The 18,934-nt window shown below is 55.6% G+C and carries 17 protein-coding genes; 9 read left to right on the top strand and 8 right to left on the bottom strand.

What is annotated here, in order from left to right; translation table 11 throughout:
* Positions 1-122: 122 nt before the first annotated feature.
* From hofQ to C7387_RS18290, 5 genes are read right to left on the bottom strand one after another with little or no spacing between them, the layout of a single operon-like run.
* Positions 123-1,352: a DNA uptake porin HofQ gene (hofQ, locus tag C7387_RS18270; RefSeq protein WP_120817232.1), complete on the bottom strand. Its 1,230-nt coding sequence runs from the start codon at positions 1,350-1,352 to the stop codon at positions 123-125.
* A complete protein-coding gene (locus tag C7387_RS18275; protein ID WP_120817233.1) occupies positions 1,273-1,671 on the bottom strand; it encodes a HofP DNA utilization family protein in 399 nt (132 codons plus the stop codon). Before C7387_RS18275 ends, hofQ begins: the two co-directional genes overlap by 80 nt.
* The gene (locus C7387_RS18280; RefSeq protein ID WP_120817234.1) at positions 1,658-2,098 is read right to left on the bottom strand and encodes a HofO family protein; all 441 of its coding nucleotides are present in this window, start codon (positions 2,096-2,098) and stop codon (positions 1,658-1,660) included. The genes C7387_RS18275 and C7387_RS18280 overlap by 14 nt, the downstream gene beginning before the upstream one ends.
* Positions 2,082-2,609, bottom strand: a complete 528-nt coding sequence (locus tag C7387_RS18285; RefSeq protein ID WP_158592526.1) for a PilN domain-containing protein — start codon at positions 2,607-2,609, stop codon at positions 2,082-2,084. The genes C7387_RS18280 and C7387_RS18285 overlap by 17 nt, the downstream gene beginning before the upstream one ends.
* 2 nt (positions 2,610-2,611) lie before the next feature.
* Positions 2,612-3,361 (bottom strand): type IV pilus biogenesis protein PilM, encoded by a 750-nt coding sequence (locus C7387_RS18290; RefSeq protein WP_134436869.1) that lies wholly within the window; start codon positions 3,359-3,361, stop codon positions 2,612-2,614.
* A gap of 119 nt (positions 3,362-3,480) precedes the next feature.
* Between C7387_RS18290 and mrcA the strand changes: the two genes are divergently transcribed.
* Positions 3,481-6,033, top strand: a complete 2,553-nt coding sequence (mrcA, locus tag C7387_RS18295) for a peptidoglycan glycosyltransferase/peptidoglycan DD-transpeptidase MrcA (protein WP_038253892.1) — start codon at positions 3,481-3,483, stop codon at positions 6,031-6,033.
* A gap of 45 nt (positions 6,034-6,078) precedes the next feature.
* On the opposite strand, the gene nudE is transcribed toward mrcA, so the two are convergent.
* Positions 6,079-6,639: an ADP compounds hydrolase NudE gene (gene nudE, locus C7387_RS18300; RefSeq protein ID WP_006817556.1), complete on the bottom strand. Its 561-nt coding sequence runs from the start codon at positions 6,637-6,639 to the stop codon at positions 6,079-6,081.
* A 319-nt stretch (positions 6,640-6,958) separates the two neighbouring features.
* Here nudE and C7387_RS18305 point away from each other — a divergent pair, with 319 nt between their 5' ends.
* The 5 genes from C7387_RS18305 (at position 6,959) to pckA (ending at position 13,097) form a co-directional block, all read left to right on the top strand.
* A complete protein-coding gene (locus C7387_RS18305; protein ID WP_120817237.1) occupies positions 6,959-9,088 on the top strand; it encodes an intracellular growth attenuator family protein in 2,130 nt (709 codons plus the stop codon).
* A 60-nt stretch (positions 9,089-9,148) separates the two neighbouring features.
* The gene (yrfG, locus tag C7387_RS18310) at positions 9,149-9,826 is read left to right on the top strand and encodes a GMP/IMP nucleotidase (RefSeq protein WP_006817558.1); all 678 of its coding nucleotides are present in this window, start codon (positions 9,149-9,151) and stop codon (positions 9,824-9,826) included.
* Between the two features lie 2 nt (positions 9,827-9,828).
* Entirely contained in the window at positions 9,829-10,230 is a 402-nt protein-coding gene (gene hslR, locus C7387_RS18315; protein ID WP_006817559.1) for a ribosome-associated heat shock protein Hsp15, read from the top strand.
* A gap of 24 nt (positions 10,231-10,254) precedes the next feature.
* Positions 10,255-11,133: an Hsp33 family molecular chaperone HslO gene (hslO, locus tag C7387_RS18320; RefSeq protein ID WP_006817560.1), complete on the top strand. Its 879-nt coding sequence runs from the start codon at positions 10,255-10,257 to the stop codon at positions 11,131-11,133.
* A gap of 347 nt (positions 11,134-11,480) precedes the next feature.
* A complete protein-coding gene (gene pckA / locus C7387_RS18325; protein WP_006817562.1) occupies positions 11,481-13,097 on the top strand; it encodes a phosphoenolpyruvate carboxykinase (ATP) in 1,617 nt (538 codons plus the stop codon).
* A 73-nt stretch (positions 13,098-13,170) separates the two neighbouring features.
* Here pckA and envZ read toward each other — a convergent pair whose 3' ends face one another.
* Together envZ and ompR are read right to left on the bottom strand one after the other, a co-directional pair.
* A complete protein-coding gene (gene envZ, locus C7387_RS18330; RefSeq protein ID WP_006817563.1) occupies positions 13,171-14,520 on the bottom strand; it encodes a two-component system sensor histidine kinase EnvZ in 1,350 nt (449 codons plus the stop codon).
* On the bottom strand, positions 14,517-15,239 hold the full coding sequence (gene ompR / locus C7387_RS18335; RefSeq protein WP_006817564.1) for an osmolarity response regulator transcription factor OmpR: 723 nt from the start codon (positions 15,237-15,239) through the stop codon (positions 14,517-14,519). Before ompR ends, envZ begins: the two co-directional genes overlap by 4 nt.
* A 227-nt stretch (positions 15,240-15,466) precedes the next feature.
* On the opposite strand from ompR, the gene greB reads away from it, so the two are divergent.
* The 3 genes from greB (at position 15,467) to feoA (ending at position 18,934) form a co-directional block, all read left to right on the top strand.
* The gene (gene greB, locus C7387_RS18340; protein WP_006817565.1) at positions 15,467-15,940 is read left to right on the top strand and encodes a transcription elongation factor GreB; all 474 of its coding nucleotides are present in this window, start codon (positions 15,467-15,469) and stop codon (positions 15,938-15,940) included.
* An 89-nt stretch (positions 15,941-16,029) separates the two neighbouring features.
* Positions 16,030-18,366, top strand: coding sequence for a Tex family protein (locus C7387_RS18345; RefSeq protein ID WP_038253886.1), 2,337 nt, complete (start codon positions 16,030-16,032; stop codon positions 18,364-18,366).
* A 340-nt stretch (positions 18,367-18,706) separates the two neighbouring features.
* Positions 18,707-18,934: a ferrous iron transporter A gene (feoA, locus tag C7387_RS18350; RefSeq protein WP_071777495.1), complete on the top strand. Its 228-nt coding sequence runs from the start codon at positions 18,707-18,709 to the stop codon at positions 18,932-18,934.

Raw genomic sequence — 18,934 nt, forward strand, 5'->3', positions numbered from 1 at the left:
GACCCATTTTGGTAGTAAGCACGCTACTGACTCTCAAATCGGTACTCCTTGTATGCTAAATCCTCCCTCGCGTCAAACACCTGAAACGTGTTCAGCGTAAAAAACCCAGCGGTAAGAAGCGATTACTGTACAGAAATAATACGCGGCGTGATGAATACCACCAGTTCACGTCGTTCGTTATCCTTCCCGTCGTGGCGGAATAACTGACCTATACCGGGAATGGCCCCCAGAAAAGGAATGGCGTCGCGCGCTGATTTATTTTTTTGTGAAAAAATTCCCCCCAGCGCCAGCGTTTCTCCGCTCTTAACTTCAACCTGAGTTTCAATCTCCTGCTTGTCGATGGTAAGTACCTCACCGTCAGACTGCTGCAAAACCTGCCCAGGCATATTCTCACTAATGCGCAATTTCAGACGGACTCGCTGGTTCTGTAGCACCGTGGGGGTCACTTCCATTCCCAACACCGCTTCTTTAAATTCGACAGAGGTCGCACCGCTTTCGCCGCTGGACACCTGATAAGGGATCTCGCTGCCCTGCTTGATACTGGCGGGCTGCAGGTGAGATGCGAGCAGTCGGGGGCTGGCAATGATATCGACTTTTTGCTTTTGCTCCAGCGCCGAGAGCTCCAGCTCAAGCAGGCGACCATTAATGCGCCCAATGTTAAATCCCGCGCGGGTGCTGGCACTGGCAACGGACAAATCGCTGCTGAGCGTGGTCAATTGGCCGCTGCCGACGGCACCTTCGGCATCCGCCAGCGTCCATTTCACACCAAGCTCGCGCAGGCTCTTCTCGTTGATGGTAACGATGTAGGCCATCAACTCCACCTGCCCGACCGGGATATCCATTTCAGCTGCCCAGCGCTCAAAATCAGAAATATGCGGGTTATCATCACGAATCAAAATACGGTTGGTTCGTTTGTCGATGGTCAGGTTCCCACGGGGTGACAACAGTTTTTCCCCGGCTTTCAACAACGCTTCGGCATCCGCATAGTGCAACGGCACACTTTTGCCGAGTAGCGGCAAAGCTTGCTGCTGTTTTTCTCGTTCCGCCTCACGCAGCGTCTGCCTCTCTTTTTGCCAGGCCCGGGAATGAACAAACAGTACACGTCCCTCCTGTGATGTCACCAGTGAAGCACTGTTCACCACCGTCTGCAGCGCCTGCTTCCAGGGGACCTCATTAAGCTGTAGCGAGATAGTACCGCTGACGTCAGGCCCTACCACCAGGTTTCGTGACTCCAGCGCCGCCAGGCTCTGCAGTACCTGAACAACCGGTACCTCATCCACCACCAGCGTCACCTTTTGTTCTGCCTGCGCCCGGAACATCATGACTGCCAGCAGCAGCGTTATCCATCTCATTGTTATTCTCCTTTTTTCTGTTCCAGGCCCAGCGCTCAGGTTCGCACCCGGGACCCGTTTTCACCTCAAGCTCTCCGGCATCAAAGCGCAGCACCCGCCAGCCAGGCGCAAGAAGGTCGTCCACCGCAACGCGGTGCCATTTGTTATCTCCGTCGCGAAGTAGTGCTAAAGCACGCTGCTTGTTCATGACAACCCCCTGATATCGCCACTGTGTGAGCTGTTCTGACTGACATTTATCCTCCGGCGGCATGAACGGATCGCGCATCCCAAGAAGTGCTGGCAACAGCAACACCATGAGCAGCCGGTTAGCGGGTGTCATTGATGTGTTCCAGCTGCAGCGTCAGGCGCAATGCTTTAGCGAAGGGTTTCAGGTTAAACGCCCTCACCGACATATTCTGTGTACCCAAAAGAGCGAAGATCTCTGCAATCTGCTGCCAGTGCGTATCAAGCACCATCTCCCCACCGGAGCCCTCCGGCTGCCAGTCCACCAGTTGAGTACCGGCAAATTGATATTCAAGCGGCGTGAAGACGAGTACAGGTGTTTGCACTAACGGTATTGCCGGTTGCGCCTGCAGCTGACGAAGCTCCCGCCACCGTTCGGCTATCTGTGGACTCGCCGAACTAAAAGAGGGGACATCCCGCCGGATAATCCCAATGAGCGATAACAGAACGAAAGTAAAAATCAGCCAAAGCGAGAAACGTGCTTTCATCGACAGCGCGCACCAGCGCTCAGTGAGAGCTCTCATCCTTCCCCTCCATATACAGTCGAAACTGCCAGCGGGTATTATCCCTGTGGGTTTTCCCCATGGTCGCCGCTGAGAGGCCAGGAATATCCCGTAATGCAGACGTGAGTGAAGCCAATGCGGGGAAGCTCACGCTAAAGCCGTCGAGGATCAGGCGGCCCTTGTGCCAGTCTATTTCCGTGAGCCATACCGGCTGCGGGCAGCGTTCCGCAATGACCGAAAACCGCTGTTGCCAAGCCCGGGTCTGTTCCCTGCGCCATTGCAGGTGCTGGTGTACTTCTTGTTTTTTCAACCCAAGCCGGAGTTCTGCCTCACGCTGCGTTAGCGCCTTTGTAAGCAGAGCCTGCGAGGCTTTGTGAACATGGGTAACGGCCAGCAGGGTTCTCTGTTCAACACCCAGCGCAAACCACAGCAATATCGTGACCAGTACGGTACCGCCAAAGAGAAGTCCCCACAGACGCATGCACTGTTGTCGCTGGTTTTCACGCCAGGGGAGAAAATTCACGACTGCCATGCTCACGCTCCCAGCGCCAGCGCAATGGCGACGGCAAACGGCGTGCCGCAGGCGGGCAGCGGCGGCTGTTGTTGACTCAGGAGGGTCCATGGATCGAACTGCCCGCTTTCCGAGGAGCACAACGCGGCACTCGCGGGTTGCCCCGGGATATGCTCCAGTAAGCTCGAGACGGACGTGGATTGGGCACGCGGCGTGGTTCCCCAGGCCTCGCGGGTTGCCCACAGCCAGTGTTCCTCCCCCTGCCAGATGATGCACGGCTCCTGCGCCGATAAAAAAGGAAAGAAATTCTGCAGCGCACTGGCATCTGGTGAAACAACAGAAAGCTGTAGGTTCAGGGAGCGCGCGGTCTGGCGAAGTGCTTCGACCTCGCGGCGCCGCACGGCCGTCACGCAGTATTCACCGGCAGGCTCGGCAAGTTTGTAGTCAAAGCAGAGGTCTTCAGACGCCATTTCCAGACGCTGTGCAACAGCATGCGCCATCCACTGTTCGCGCTCAGTCTCACGCAGTGCTGCCGAAGGTTGAGGGACTCGCTTTTGCAGCGTTCGATTGGCGGGAAACGCCATGGCCACGTTATGCCAATACGGGAGTTCACGACGCCAGCCGCGCAGCGTCTCCACCAGGGTCTTACCCTCTCGCAGCGAAATCCACCACCAGCGCCGCAATGCCCACCCCATCTTCTCCTGCGAGAGTGCCACAATCGCGACGTGGTGCTCCTGAATATGCACACCAACCTGCCAGCACCTGAATGCCATATTTCCGATCTCCTTATCAGCCGTAACATTTGCGGCTATATCAATGCATCAGGCTTGCCTTTATACTACCGCGCGTTTGTTTATAAACTGCCCAAATGACACTAAATGGGAAATCTCCGGTGAAGTTCGTAAAGTATTTATTGATCCTTGCAGTCTGTTGCATTCTGCTGGGAGCAGGCTCGATTTATGGCCTCTACAAGTATATTGAGCCGCAACTCCCTGACGTTGCCACGCTCAAGGACGTGCGTCTGCAGATCCCGATGCAGGTATACAGCGCCGACGGTGAGCTAATTGCTCAGTACGGCGAGAAGCGACGCATTCCTGTCACCCTGAACCAGATGCCCCCGCAGCTGGTGAAGGCCTTTATTGCTACCGAAGACAGCCGCTTCTACGAGCATCACGGCGTCGATCCGGTGGGGATCTTCCGTGCGGCAAGCGTCGCGCTGTTCTCCGGTCACGCCTCTCAGGGTGCCAGCACCATTACCCAGCAGCTGGCGCGTAACTTCTTCCTGAGCCCGGAAAAGACCCTGATGCGTAAGATCAAAGAGGCCTTCCTCGCGATCCGCATCGAGCAGCTGTTGAATAAAGATGAAATCCTTGAGCTGTACCTGAACAAGATCTACCTCGGCTACCGCGCTTACGGCGTGGGGGCAGCCGCACAGGTTTACTTCGGTAAAACGGTCGATCAGCTAACGCTCAGCGAAATGGCGGTGATTGCCGGTCTGCCAAAGGCACCGTCAACCTTTAACCCGCTGTACTCCATGGATCGCGCAACCGCCCGCCGCAACGTGGTGCTGTCGCGTATGCAGAGCGAAGGCTACATCACGCAGACGCAGTACGACGAAGCCATTCGTCAGCCGATTGATGCACGCTACCATGCACCAGAAATCGCCTTCTCCGCGCCGTACCTGACAGAAATGGTGCGCCAGGATCTGGTTGGTCGCTACGGCGAACAGGCCTATGAAGACGGCTATCGTGTTTACACCACCATCACCCGTAAATCGCAGCTTGCGGCGCAGGATGCGGTGCGTAAAAACGTGATGGATTACGATATGCGTCACGGCTATCGGGGCCCTTCCAACGTGCTGTGGAAAGTGGGTGAAACGCCGTGGGGCAGCAAACAAATCACCGATTCGCTGAAGAGTTTACCGAGCTATGGCCCGCTGGCTGCGGCCGTGATCACCGCCGCAAACCCGCAGGAAGCCACCGCGATGCTGTCAGACGGTACTTCCGTCTCGCTCAAAATGGACGGCATGCGCTGGGCGCGTCCGTACCGTTCCGATACCCTGCAGGGGGCAACGCCGCGTAAAGTGACCGATGTCGTGCAGGCCGGTCAGCAGGTGTGGGTTCGCCGCGTGGGCGACGCCTGGTGGCTCTCCCAGGTTCCTGATGTGAACTCAGCGCTGGTCTCCATCAATCCGCAGAACGGTGCCATCATCGCACTGGTGGGCGGTTTTGACTTCAACCAGAGCAAGTTTAACCGTGCTACCCAGGCGCTGCGCCAGGTCGGTTCCAATATCAAACCATTCCTCTATACCGCCGCTATGGACAAAGGTCTGACGCTCGCCAGCATCCTGAACGACGTGCCTATCTCTCGCTGGGATGCCGGTGCGGGTTCTGACTGGCGACCGAAGAACTCCCCGGCGCAATACGCAGGCCCTATTCGGTTACGTCAGGGTCTGGGTCAATCGAAAAACGTGGTGATGGTCCGCGCGATGCGCGCGATGGGCGTTGACTATGCCGCAGAATATCTGCAGCGCTTCGGTTTCCCGGCACAGAACATCGTGCACACCGAATCGCTGGCGCTGGGCTCGGCTTCGTTTACCCCGCTGCAGGTGGCTCGTGGGTATTCGGTTATGGCAAACGGTGGGTTCCTTGTTGACCCGTACTACATTGCCAAAATAGAAAATGACCAGGGCGGCGTTCTGTTTGAAGCGAAGCCCAAAATCGCATGCCCGAGCTGCAACCTGCCGGTGATCTACGGTGATACGCCAAAATCTGACGTACTCGAGAACAAAGACGTCGAAGACGTTGCCATTTCTCAGGAGCCGCAGAATTCAAACGTCCCGATGCCGCAGCTGGAACAGGCAAACCAGTCGCTCGTCGCCCAGACCGGCAGCCAGGAGTATGCGCCGCACGTCATTGGCACACCGCTGGCATTCCTGATTAAGAGCGCGCTGAACACCAACATCTTCGGTGAACCAGGCTGGCAGGGTACCGGCTGGCGTGCGGGCCGTGACCTGCAGCGTAATGACATCGGGGGTAAAACCGGGACCACCAACAGCTCGAAAGATGCGTGGTTCTCAGGGTATGGCCCGGATGTAGTAACGTCGGTGTGGATTGGTTTCGACGATCACCGCCGCGACCTGGGCCGTACAACCGCATCTGGTGCGATTAAGGACCAGATTTCCGGTTACGAAGGCGGGGCCAAGAGCGCGCAGCCTGCATGGGATGATTTCATGAAAGCCGTACTGGCAGGCGTTCCTCAGCAACCACTGACGCCACCGCCGGGCGTGGTCACCATCAATATCGACCGCAGTACCGGCCAGCTCGCCAACGGCGGCAACAGCCGTGCCGAATACTTCATCGAGGGCACGCAGCCAACGCAGCAGGCGGTGCACGAGGTGGGGACCACCATTATTGATAATGGCGAGTCACACGAACTGTTCTAAACAAAAAGGCGCCTCTGGCGCCTTTTTTCTTTCTGTCGGGGAACGTTACAGCCGTCCCTGTCCTTTCAACCATTCACGCACCAGGAACAGCGCACTCACGTTGCGTGCTTCGTGGAAATCAGGCTCTTCCAGCAGGTCCATCAGATGCGCCAGCGGCCAACGCTCCTGCGGCAGCGGCTCGGGTTCATCGCCTGGCAGCGATTCCGGATATAAATCTTCCGCCACCACGATGTTCATTTTGCTGGAGAAATAAGAGGGTGCCATGCTGAGCTTCTTCAGAAAAGTCAGGCTGTTCGCACCAAACCCCACTTCCTCTTTCAGCTCGCGGTTCGCGGCCTCATAGACGTTTTCGCCCGGATCAATCAATCCTTTCGAGAAACCCAGCTCGTAAGATTCGGTGCCGACGGCATATTCACGGATAAGGATCAGGTGATCGTCAACAATGGGAACAATCATTACCGCTTCCCGGGTGGAGGGGCGCATACGCTCGTATACGCGGCGCACGCCGTTGCTGAACTCCAGATCCACACTTTCGACATTGAATAACCGAGAGCGCGCGACGGTTTCAACATTCAGAATGACTGGCTTTTGTAATGATTTGCTCATTGTGATGGGTCTTTGCTGTGATGACAGGCATCATTGTGCGACATGCCGCACGGTTTCGGCAATGTGAATTGCCCTTTCTTTACATTTTTGTAACTTAATAATCAATCCCTCATTTACATCAAAAAGTCAATAGCTTGAAAGCCAATTGAGAATTTGCTGATTTCCGCCATTGACATGCTCTGATAAGCTCGTACATTGCGACTAAGTGGAATTTACCTTTAAGATCTATGCGATACGTGCCGATAGCTAACTACGGGCTCACGTTAACTGTAAATATGCAACCGACGAAACCTGTAAGAAAAAGTAAAATGGGAAAAGCATGGGCACCTTCTTAACCTTTATTGCCGCGTTAGTGGCCTGCGCAGTGTGTGTGGGATGGATATTCCTGCGCCGCCCGCAGCGTCGTCGCCTTCCCTGGCTCCATGCTTTCGCCGGTGCAGCAACACGTAAACTGACTGAAGATGAACGCCAGGTCGCAGAGAACTATCTTGAAGAGCTGAACCGTACCCAACAGGTACTGGCCTCTGGTGCCAGCATCGCACCTGCAGTAATGACGCTGAATGCCCAGAGCGGCACCGTTTTTGCCATCACCCGGGCAATCACCCGCTACGGTATTACCACCGACGATCCCAATAAATGGCGCTACTTCCTTGACTCTGTTGAAGTACATCTGCCGCCTTTCTGGGAGCAGTATATTAATGACGAAAACAGCGTTGAGCTAATCTACACCGATTCGCTGCCGCTGGTTATCGCCCTGAACGGCCATACCCTGAGCGAATATCGGCATGAAGCGCATCACAATGCGCTGGAAAATATCTCCTCCACTCAGGCATCGATTCGTGGCGAGGAGAGTGAGCAAATTGAGCTGCTCAACATTCGTCAGGAAACCCGGGAAGAGCATGCGCTGAACCGCCCTGATGGCCTGCGTGAAGCGGTGCTGATTGTCAGCGCCTTCCTGCTGTTTTACTTTTGCCTGATTACGCCAGACGTCTTTGCCCTGTGGTTACTCGGTGCTGGACTCCTGCTGCTGGTCGCGGGGCTGTGGGGCCTCTTCGCGCCGCCGGCTAAAACCACGCTGCGTGAGATCCACTGTCTGCGCGGTACGCCAAAACGCTGGGGGCTGTTTGGTGAAAACAACCAGGAACAGCTGAATAACATTTCGCTCGGTATTATCGATCTCATCTATCCGCGCCACTGGCAGCCATGGATTGCCAATGACCTGGGCCAGCAGACGGACGTCGATATCTATCTCGACCGTCATGTAGCGCGTCAGGGACGCTTCCTGTCGCTGCATGATGAAGTCAAAAACTTCCCGTTGCAGCACTGGCTGCGCAGCGCCATCATCGCCGGCGGCGCTCTGCTTATCGTCATCATGCTGTGGATTAGCGTGCCGCTGAATATGCCGTTCAAATTTACCCTGTCGTGGCTTAAGGGAGCACAAACCATTGAAGCGACGACGGTTAATCAGCTGGAGAAATCGGGCCTGCGGGTGGGCGATACCCTGCGGATCCAGGGGACCGGGATGTGTAACATCCACTCCCCGGGAAGCTGGACCGCGCAGGATAGCTCGCCGTTTATGCCCTTTGATTGCTCGCAGATTATCTGGAACGACGCGCCGCCGCTGCCGCTGCCAGAGTCTGAGGTGGTGACCAAAGCCACTGCGCTTGTGCAGGCCCTTAACCGCCAGCTACACCCTACCCCCGACGACAACTCGCGCGTCAGCCCGGCGCTGCGCTCAGCTATTCAGAAATCCGGGATGGTGCTGCTGGATGATTTCGCGGACATCGTGCTAAAAACCAAAGATCTCTGCGCCAGTGAGGATGAGTGTGTACGTCTGAAGAATGCGCTCGTGAACCTGGGCAATACCAAGGACTGGGATACCCTCACCCGCCGTGCAAGTCAGGGTAAGCTCGACGGGATTAACGTGCTATTGCGCCCGGTTAGCGCCGAATCACTCGATAACCTGGTGAATACTTCTACCGCACCGTTCGTGATGCGTGAAACCGCACGGGCTGCGCAGGCGCTCAATAGCCCGGCACCGGGTGGCTTCCTCATCAGCAGCGATGAAGGCAGCGATCTGGTCTCCCAGCCTTATCCTTCCGTTGCGCTGTATGACTATCCGGCCCACGAACAGTGGACGGAATTTCAGCGCCTGGCGGAAATGCTGATGCATACCCCGTTCAAGGCAGAAGGCATCATTACCAATCTGTACACCGACGCCAACGGCACTCGCCACGTCAACCTGCATCGTATTCCGGATAGTGCCGGACTCTGGCGATATCTTGGCACGACGCTGCTGATGCTGGCGATGCTCGCTTGTACTGTCTACAGCGGATTCCAGGCCGTGCGTCGCTACCAGCGACATCGGACCCGTCTGGAAGAAATTCAACAGTATTACGAAAGCTGCCATAACCCGGTACTCATTCCTTCCCCGGACACCCACGAGTAACACAGCTGTGCGACAGGTTGTGATAATCTGTCGCGCATTTCTTCCCGCTGGAGTCTTACCATGCATTTAGATATCGCCTGGCAGGATGTCGATACCGTATTGCTCGATATGGACGGCACGCTGCTCGATCTCGCGTTTGACAGTCACTTCTGGTTAAAACTGGTTCCGGAAACCTACGGCGCCCTGCACGGTATTACCGCGGAAGAGGCACAAGCGGTGATTCGTCAGGAGTACCATGCCGTGCAGCATACGCTAAACTGGTACTGTCTTGATTACTGGAGCGAACGCCTGGGTCTGGATATCTGCGCCATGACCACCGCACAGGGGCCAAGGGCGGTACTGCGCGAAGATACCGTGCCGTTTCTCGATGCCCTGAAGCGCTGTGGAAAACGCCGTATTCTGCTGACTAACGCGCATCCGCATAACCTGGCGGTGAAGCTTGAGCACACGGGTCTCGACTCACACCTTGATTTATTACTTTCCACCCACACATTTGGTTATCCGAAAGAGGATCAGCGACTGTGGCGCGCAGTGGCAGAAGAGACCGGCTTGTCGGCGGACAAAACGCTGTTCGTTGACGACAGTGAGCCAATTCTCGATGCGGCAGCCAAATTTGGCATTCGCTACTGCCTCGGCATCACCAATCCCGACTCCGGAGCGGCAGAGAAACGCTACGAGCGCCATCCGGGGCTGAATGATTACCGCACGCTAATCCCTTCACTCACCGTGAAGGAGTGACCATGAAAGAGAAACCCACTGACGGCGTCAGGCTGGACAAGTGGCTCTGGGCGGCCCGCTTTTACAAAACGCGGGCGCTGGCGCGAGAGATGGTTGATGGTGGCAAGGTCCACTACAACGGTCAGCGCAGTAAACCCAGCAAGATGGTGGAAGTAAATGCCATCCTCACGCTTCGTCAGGGAAACGATGAGCGCACGGTGGTGGTGAAAGCCGTCACCGAACAGCGACGTCCCGCAAGCGAGGCCGTCACGCTGTATGAAGAGACACCTGAGAGCATCGAGAAACGCGAGAAAGTCGCGCTGGCGCGAAAAATGAACGCGCTGACGATGCCGCACCCGGACAGAAGGCCGGACAAAAAAGAGCGCCGTGACCTGATGCGATTTAAACACGGTGAGAACGAATAATCGTCACCCGTAAGAGAGAAGATAATGACTCAACACGATCAATTACACCGCTATCTGTTTGAAAACTATGCCGTACGCGGTGAACTGGTGACGGTGTCTGAAACCCTGGATCAGATCCTTACCAACCATCAGTATCCGCAGCCGGTAAAGCAGGTACTGTCTGAGCTGCTGGTAGCCACCAGCCTGCTGACCGCCACTCTGAAGTTTGCCGGTGATATCACCGTACAGCTGCAGGGCGATGGCCCGATGACCCTCGCCGTCATCAACGGGAATAACAAGCAGCAGCTGCGCGGCGTCGCGCGCGTGCAGGGCGAAGTAGCGGAAGACGCCACCCTGAAAACGCTGGTGGGTAACGGCTACCTGGTTATCACCATTTCTCCGGAAGAAGGTGAGCGCTATCAAGGTGTGGTGGGTCTGGAAGGTGAAACCCTGGCAGAATGTCTGGAAGATTACTTCCAGCGTTCAGAGCAGCTGCCAACGCGTCTGTTCATTCGCACCGGCGAGCACAACGGGAAGCTGGCGGCTGGCGGTATGCTGCTGCAGGTGATGCCTGCTCAGGACGCACAGACCAATGATTTCGACCATCTGGCGACCTTAACGGAAACCATCAAAGCGGAAGAGCTGTTCTCACTGCCGGCGAACGACGTACTGTGGCGTCTGTACCATGAAGAAGAAGTCACCCTGTACGAGCCGCAGGATGTAGAATTCAAATGCACCTGCTCGCGCGAGCGTTGTGCTGGTGCGCTGAAAACGCTGCCGGATGAAGAGATCAACAGCATCCTGGCCGATGAAGGCGAAATTGATATGCACTGCGACTACTGCGGCAGCCACTACGTGTTCAACGCGATGGACATCGCGGAGATCCGCAACAACGCCTCCCCTGCCGATCCGCAGGTTCACTAATCGGTGTTGTTTCTGTACTCTTCCCGCCCGGGGAGAGTACAAATCGTGCTATTCCCCCCGCGAAGTGAATCGATTTTCCATGAAAGTATTTCGTCATTTTCTTTCATGAATGCGATTACATTCACATTAATGCAGTTAATTAAACCATTTGTTAACCAAATAAGAACATTTCCCCCAAATAAAGCGCCATTCCTGCCATAATCTGTCTCCTTCGTGACAGGAGTCACAGAGTTTTTCGTAAGTCAGACGCTTGTCCCGATACGTAAATCTATGAGCCTGGTCGCGGTCAGCAGCCCCCTAACAACCCTAATATTATTGGCAGTACATCTTGGCTAAGGAGCAGTGAAATGCGCGTTAAAGGTTTAACCCCGCAAGATCTCAAGGCTTATGGAATCAACGACGTTCAGGAAGTCGTCTACAACCCCGATTACGATACGCTGTATCAGGAAGAGCTCAACCCCAACCTGGAAGGTTACGAGCGTGGGACGTTGACGAATCTTGGCGCTATCGCCGTTGACACCGGTATCTTCACCGGACGTTCGCCGAAGGATAAGTACATTGTCCGTGACGACACCACCCGTGACACCGTGTGGTGGGCTGATAAGGGCAAAGGTAAGAACGACAACAAACCTCTCTCTACGGAGACCTGGAACCACCTCAAAGGGCTTGTGACCCACCAGCTTTCTGGCAAACGCCTGTTCGTGGTTGACGCTTACTGTGGCGCCAACGCTGACACCCGTCTGTCCGTTCGTTTTATTACCGAAGTGGCCTGGCAGGCGCATTTCGTGAAGAACATGTTCATCCGCCCGTCTGACGAAGACCTCGCGACCTTCAAGCCTGACTTTATCGTCATGAACGGCGCGAAGTGCGTTAACCCGCAGTGGAAAGAGCAGGGTCTCAACTCCGAAAACTTTGTTGCCTTTAACCTGACCGAGCGTATTCAGCTCATCGGTGGCACCTGGTACGGCGGCGAGATGAAGAAAGGGATGTTCTCGATCATGAACTACCTGCTGCCGCTGAAGGGCATTGCCTCCATGCACTGCTCGGCAAACGTGGGCGAAAAAGGTGATGTTGCGGTGTTCTTTGGCCTCTCCGGCACCGGTAAAACCACGCTTTCCACCGATCCGAAGCGCCGCCTGATTGGCGACGACGAGCACGGCTGGGACGACGACGGCGTCTTTAACTTTGAAGGCGGCTGCTACGCGAAAACCATTCGTCTGTCGAAAGAAGCTGAGCCAGACATTTACGGTGCCATCCGCCGCGATGCGCTGCTGGAAAACGTCACCGTTCGCGCCGACGGCTCTATCGATTTCGACGACGCGTCGAAAACCGAGAACACCCGTGTCTCTTACCCGCTTTACCACATCGACAACATCGTTAAGCCGGTGTCGAAAGCAGGTCACGCGACAAAAGTTATCTTCCTGACCGCCGACGCCTTTGGCGTTCTGCCGCCGGTATCACGTCTGACCGCTGACCAGACCCAGTACCACTTCCTTTCCGGCTTTACCGCTAAACTGGCAGGCACCGAGCGTGGCGTAACCGAACCGACGCCAACCTTCTCCGCCTGCTTTGGCGCCGCGTTCCTCGCACTGCACCCGACTCAGTACGCTGAAGTGCTGGTGAAACGGATGCAGGCTGCAGGTGCGCAGGCATACCTGGTGAATACCGGCTGGAACGGAACCGGCAAACGTATCTCTATCAAAGATACCCGCGCGATTATCGACGCTATCCTCAACGGCTCTCTCGACAACGCCGAGACGTTCACGCTGCCGATGTTTGACCTGCAGATCCCAACCGAACTACCAGGTGTAGACACCCACATCCTCGACCCGCGTAATACTTACGGTTCGCCGGAACAGTGGCAGGAAAAAGCGGAAACGCTGGCGAAGCTGTTTATTGAGAACTTTGAGAAGTATACCGATACGCCGGCAGGTGAAGCGCTGGTGAGTGCAGGACCAAGGTAAAAACAAAACGGCAACGCAAGTTGCCGTTTTTCGTTTTCTCGCCCTCTCCCGGTGGGAGAGGGCAACCATTGTATTAACTCTCTTTCTGTCCCGCGATGCGCGATACCGGAATCGGTAGCCAGGCGCGAATCAACAAGCCACCCCGTTCGCTGGTTCCAATTTCCAGTAGACCGTTATGGTTATCGATAATACGCTGCACAATCGCCAGACCGAGTCCCGTACCGCTGGTGCTGCGTGCGCTGTCGCCGCGAACAAACGGCTGGAACAGGTGCTTACGCTGCTCGGGCTTGATCCCCGGGCCGTCATCTTCCACCTGGAACCAGGCGCGATTCGGTTCACTCCCGCTGCTGACCTTGATCCATCCATTGCCGTAGCGCGCCGCGTTCACCACCATATTGGCAACCGCACGCTTGATGGATAACGGATGCATCCGCACCGCAATCTCACCGGCCTGCAACTCGGTATCAATTTCACGCTCATAACCGCTTTCTGCCGCGACGACTTCGCCCAGTACGGCGTTAAGGTCGGCGAGCTCCATCGGCATCTCCTGCCCGGTGCGCAGGTAGTCGATGAACTGTTCGATGATGGCATTACACTCTTCGATATCCTTATTGATGGATTCGGCGAGATAACCATCTTCAACGCTCATCATCTCTGTTGCCAGACGAATGCGGGTTAACGGTGTACGCAGATCGTGGCTGACGCCCGCCATTAGCAGGGTACGGTCATCCGCAAGCTGCTTCACACCCGCTGCCATATGGTTAAACGCACGGGTCACCGAGCGCACCTCCGAGGCGCCATATTCGCGCAGCGGCGGCGGAATAATCCCCTTACCGACCTGCAACGCAGCATGCTCAAGATCGACCAGGGGTCGGTTCTGTATGCGGATAAACAGCCAGGCGCCACCTATCGCTAGCAGCATAATGGCCAGCGTATAACGGAACAGCGGCGAGAAATCACCCTGATGAATTTCGGTTAGCGGTACGCGTACCCAGATATTGGGGGAAAGCCAGGTCTTGAGCCAGACGACCGGCGAGCTTTTGTTAACCTCGACGCGCACTTCGGTCGGGCCACCCAGCTGCTGTGCCATCTGCTGGCTTAAAAACTCATAATGCTGCGCCCAGCGCAGGCCCGCGTCTTCAGCCGCTTCATCGGAATAGAGTGAAATCCCCAGCTCGCGGTAGATCTCCCGGCGGAAGGCCGGGGGCACCACGAGCTGAGTACCGTCCTCCAGCTGCAGCTTATCGGTCATTAGCATACGGACTTCGTATGCCAGGACCTTATTAAACTGCTGGAGGCTCGGCAGAATAGCGAAGTTCAGCACCACAAGGTAAGTCGTCACCAGGCTGACGAACAGCAAGGTGACGATAAGTAACAACGTGCGGGCAAACGAACTTCGCGGTGAGAAGCGCATTCGCCTCATGCTTTAGAACCGTCCGGGACAAATACGTAGCCCAGGCCCCATACGGTCTGGATATAGCGCGGATGCGCCGGGTCCTCTTCCACCATACGACGCAGGCGGGAGATCTGTACGTCGATGGAACGCTCCATCGCGGAGTATTCACGACCACGGGCAAGGTTCATCAGCTTGTCACGGGACAGCGGCTCACGCGGGTGGCTGACGAGCGCCTTCAGAACGGCGAACTCACCGCTGGTGAGCGGCATCGGCTCGTCTTCACGGAACATCTCGCGTGTACCGAGGTTCAGCTTGAACTTACCGAAAGCAATAACCGCTTCTTCCTGAGAAGGCGCGCCCGGCAGTTCGTTCGCCTGACGACGCAGCACCGCACGGATACGTGCCAGCAGTTCACGCGGGTTAAACGGTTTTGGAATGTAGTCGTCGGCACCAATTTCCAGGCCTACGATACGGTCCACTTCTTCCCCTTTCGCCGTGACCATGATGATCGGCATTGGGTTACTTTGGCTACGCAGACGACGGCAGATAGAAAGGCCATCTTCGCCAGGCAGCATTAGATCCAGCACCATCAGGTGGAAAGATTCACGGGTCAGCAGCCTGTCCATCTGTTCGGCGTTTGCCACGCTACGAACCTGGAAGCCCTGCTCTGTCAGATAACGTTCAAGTAGCGCACGCAGACGCATGTCGTCATCCACAACAAGGATCTTATAGTTCTCTTGCATCATTCGTACTCCCAAAGGTTCGGATAGTTTTGCACAATGTATTCTAAAAAAGTGCGCATCTACGACCAGCTAATTCTGGTATAAATTCTAGTCGAAATTGTTACAAAGCATATTTAACAGCAGCTTATCTGTTCATTTCATCACATAAATCATTATTAATCCTGGCCGTTACGCTTTGTGATACGTTATGTGCGTTACTAAGGCAAGCAAGTCCGTAAGGCAATACCACGATGAAAACGCCATTGATTACCCGTGAAGGGTACGAAAAACTCAAAACCGAGCTGGACTACCTCTGGCGCGAAGAGCGACCAGAAGTGACGAAAAAGGTCACCTGGGCGGCAAGCCTTGGCGATCGCAGCGAAAATGCCGACTACCAGTACAATAAAAAGCGCCTGCGTGAAATCGACCGCCGGGTACGCTACCTGACAAAATGCCTGGAGAATCTGCGCATTGTCGATTACTCCCCGCAGCAGGAGGGCAAAGTGTTCTTCGGCGCGTGGGTCGAAATTGAAAATGACGACGGCGACACTCTGCGGTTTCGCATCGTCGGCTACGACGAAATCTTCGGCCAGAAAGAGTACATCTCTATCGACTCCCCGATGGCTCGCGCCCTGCTAAAGAAAGAGGTGGGAGACCTGGCGGTGGTTAACACGCCGGCCGGTGAGGCCAGCTGGTACGTTAACGCTATCGAGTACGTTAAATAATCCGAGAGCATCCCCGGCGGCTGGCATTTTTGCCAGTCTGTCCGTATAACTATCCCCTGATTTTCGATCCACAAAGATGAAAAATAGCCATGATGAATGATTCGCTGTGCCGCATTATTGCGGGTGAACTTCAGGCCAGATCTGAACAGGTAGAAGCTGCCGTTCGTCTGCTTGATGAAGGGAACACCGTGCCGTTTATTGCACGTTATCGTAAGGAAGTCACCGGCGGTCTTGATGACACGCAGCTGCGTAATCTGGAGACTCGTCTCGGTTACCTGCGCGAGCTGGAAGACCGTCGCCAGTCCATTCTGAAGTCTATCGACGAGCAGGGCAAACTCACCCCTGAGCTGGCGGGTGCCATTAACGGTACCCTGAGCAAAACCGAGCTCGAAGATCTCTATTTACCGTACAAACCCAAGCGCCGCACCCGCGGACAGATTGCGATCGAAGCAGGGCTGGAGCCGCTGGCGGATCTGCTGTGGAACGAGCCGTCCCACGACCCGGAAAGCGAAGCCGCGAAATATATCGATGCCGACAAAGGCGTGGCCGACACCAAAGCCGCTCTGGATGGCGCACGCTACATTCTGATGGAGCGCTTCGCCGAAGACGCGACGCTGCTGGCGAAGGTCCGTGACTACCTGTGGAAAAACGCTCATCTGGTCGCCACCGTGGTTAGCGGCAAAGAGGAAGAAGGCGCCAAATTCCGCGACTACTTTGACCACCATGAACCGATTGCCACCACCCCTTCTCACCGCGCGCTGGCCATGTTCCGCGGCCGTAACGAAGGCGTGCTGCAGCTGGCGCTGAATGCCGATCCACAGTTCGATGAGCCGCCGAAAGAGAGCCACTGCGAGCAAATTATTATCGACCATCTCGGTCTGCGCCTGAACAATGCGCCGGCAGACAGCTGGCGTCGCGGCGTGGTGAGCTGGACGTGGCGTATCAAGGTGCTGATGCATCTGGAAACCGAACTGATGGGTACCGTACGTGAACGCGCAGAAGATGAAGCGATCAACGTCTTTGCCCGTAACCTGCACGACCTGCTGATGGCGGCCCCTGCCGGGCTGCGCGCTACCATGGGTCTTGACCCTGGCCTGCGTACCGGCGTGAAAGTGGCGGTCGTTGACGGTACCGGCAAACTGGTAGCCACCGATACTATCTATCCGCACACCGGGCAGGCAGCAAAAGCCGCCGTAGTGGTTGCCGCGCTCTGCGAGAAGCACAACGTTGAGCTGGTGGCAATTGGCAACGGTACCGCATCCCGCGAGACCGAGCGTTTCTACCTCGATGTCCAGAAACAGTTCCCGAAAGTAACGGCTCAGAAGGTGATCGTCAGCGAAGCCGGAGCTTCGGTGTATTCCGCGTCAGAACTGGCGGCACTGGAATTCCCGAACCTCGATGTTTCACTGCGTGGCGCGGTGTCTATCGCCCGCCGTCTGCAGGATCCGCTGGCGGAGCTTGTGAAAATCGACCCGAAATCTATCGGTGTCGGCCAGTACCAGCACGACGTCAGCCAGACACAGCTGGCACGCAAGCTCGACGCGGTAGTGGAAGACTGCGTGAACGCCGTCGGTGTGGATCTCAACACGGCTTCAGTGCCGCTGCTGACCCGCGTCGCAGGCCTCACCCGCATGATGGCGCAGAACATCGTCAACTGGCGCGATGAGAACGGTCAGTTCCAGAACCGTCAGCAACTGCTGAAGGTGAGCCGCCTGGGGCCAAAAGCCTTTGAGCAGTGCGCCGGGTTCCTGCGTATTAACCATGGCGATAACCCGCTTGATGCCTCAACCGTTCACCCGGAAGCCTATCCGGTGGTGGAACGCATTCTTGCAGCGACCCATCAGGCGCTGAAAGACCTGATGGGTAACGGCGCTGAACTGCGTAACGTGAAAGCTTCCGAATTTACCGACGAACGCTTCGGTCTGCCGACCGTTACCGACATCATCAAAGAGCTGGAGAAGCCGGGCCGCGATCCGCGTCCGGAATTCAAAACGGCGCAGTTCGCCGACGGCATCGAGACCATGAACGATCTGCTGCCAGGTATGGTGCTGGAAGGTGCGGTCACCAACGTGACTAACTTCGGGGCCTTTGTCGATATTGGTGTACATCAGGACGGCCTGGTTCACATCTCTTCGCTTGCCGACAAATTCGTTGAAGATCCACACACGGTGGTGAAAGCTGGCGATATCGTGAAGGTTAAAGTGCTGGAAGTCGACCTGCAGCGTAAGCGCATTGCGCTGACCATGCGTCTTGACGAGCAGCCGGGCGAAGGTAATTCACGTCGTGGCAACGGCGGCAGTCCACAGCGTGAGCAGGGTAACCGCCCGGCGGCGCGTGCCGCCAAACCGCGCGGACGTGAAACTCAGCCTGCCGGTAACAGCGCGATGATGGATGCGCTGGCCGCCGCAATGGGTAAAAAGAAATAAGTCTGTGAAATAAAAAGCCCTCTTCAGAATAAGAGGGCTTCTCTTCTAATATTAAGAAAACATTAATTTCCCACGCATTAACTTATCAAAACGATATTTTTTCACTCTATTAACATTGCCATTAATCGCTGAACAGAAATGTGAAGGGTGAAAAGTTTGCGCCATATCAAACCTGGCTCAAATTATCCCGCTTTTGAACATCCAGTCACATTTTAATGATTGAAGATAAAAACCATTCTCATTATCATCGTAATGTTGATTATTTAACCTCCCTTTGATACTTCGGGTCCTTCTGCGGCCAGAAGCGCAACTTTCAGTTAGCGAAGGATAAGTAGGCTCTATGCAATTCACTCCAGACAGCGCGTGGAAAATTACCGGGTTTTCCCGAGATATTAGTCCGGCTTATCGACAGAAATTACTTTCATTAGGAATGCTGCCAGGTTCCTCCTTTAATGTGGTGCGTGTTGCACCTTTAGGCGACCCCGTTCATATCGAAACACGTCGCGTTAACCTGGTATTACGTAAGAAAGATTTAGCTTTCCTTGAAGTGGAAGCAGCTTCCCGTTAA

This window comes from Yokenella regensburgei (assembly GCF_003634235.1).
In the GTDB taxonomy this organism is placed as follows: Bacteria; Pseudomonadota; Gammaproteobacteria; order Enterobacterales; family Enterobacteriaceae; genus Yokenella; species Yokenella regensburgei.

Bases quoted from the DNA above. Each gene is read 5' to 3' on its own strand.
- C7387_RS18280 (WP_120817234.1), bottom strand. From the start codon at position 2,098: ATGAGAGCTCTCACTGAGCGCTGGTGCGCGCTGTCGATGAAAGCACGT.
- C7387_RS18305 (WP_120817237.1), top strand. From the start codon at position 6,959: ATGGGCACCTTCTTAACCTTTATTGCCGCGTTAGTGGCCTGCGCAGTG.
- pckA (WP_006817562.1), top strand. From the start codon at position 11,481: ATGCGCGTTAAAGGTTTAACCCCGCAAGATCTCAAGGCTTATGGAATC.
- feoA (WP_071777495.1), top strand. From the start codon at position 18,707: ATGCAATTCACTCCAGACAGCGCGTGGAAAATTACCGGGTTTTCCCGA.
- hofQ (WP_120817232.1), bottom strand. From the start codon at position 1,352: ATGAGATGGATAACGCTGCTGCTGGCAGTCATGATGTTCCGGGCGCAG.
- hslO (WP_006817560.1), top strand. From the start codon at position 10,255: ATGACTCAACACGATCAATTACACCGCTATCTGTTTGAAAACTATGCC.
- C7387_RS18275 (WP_120817233.1), bottom strand. From the start codon at position 1,671: ATGACACCCGCTAACCGGCTGCTCATGGTGTTGCTGTTGCCAGCACTT.
- yrfG (WP_006817558.1), top strand. From the start codon at position 9,149: ATGCATTTAGATATCGCCTGGCAGGATGTCGATACCGTATTGCTCGAT.
- C7387_RS18285 (WP_158592526.1), bottom strand. From the start codon at position 2,609: ATGGCAGTCGTGAATTTTCTCCCCTGGCGTGAAAACCAGCGACAACAG.
- nudE (WP_006817556.1), bottom strand. From the start codon at position 6,639: ATGAGCAAATCATTACAAAAGCCAGTCATTCTGAATGTTGAAACCGTC.
- C7387_RS18345 (WP_038253886.1), top strand. From the start codon at position 16,030: ATGATGAATGATTCGCTGTGCCGCATTATTGCGGGTGAACTTCAGGCC.
- greB (WP_006817565.1), top strand. From the start codon at position 15,467: ATGAAAACGCCATTGATTACCCGTGAAGGGTACGAAAAACTCAAAACC.
- C7387_RS18290 (WP_134436869.1), bottom strand. From the start codon at position 3,361: ATGGCATTCAGGTGCTGGCAGGTTGGTGTGCATATTCAGGAGCACCAC.
- ompR (WP_006817564.1), bottom strand. From the start codon at position 15,239: ATGATGCAAGAGAACTATAAGATCCTTGTTGTGGATGACGACATGCGT.
- envZ (WP_006817563.1), bottom strand. From the start codon at position 14,520: ATGAGGCGAATGCGCTTCTCACCGCGAAGTTCGTTTGCCCGCACGTTG.
- hslR (WP_006817559.1), top strand. From the start codon at position 9,829: ATGAAAGAGAAACCCACTGACGGCGTCAGGCTGGACAAGTGGCTCTGG.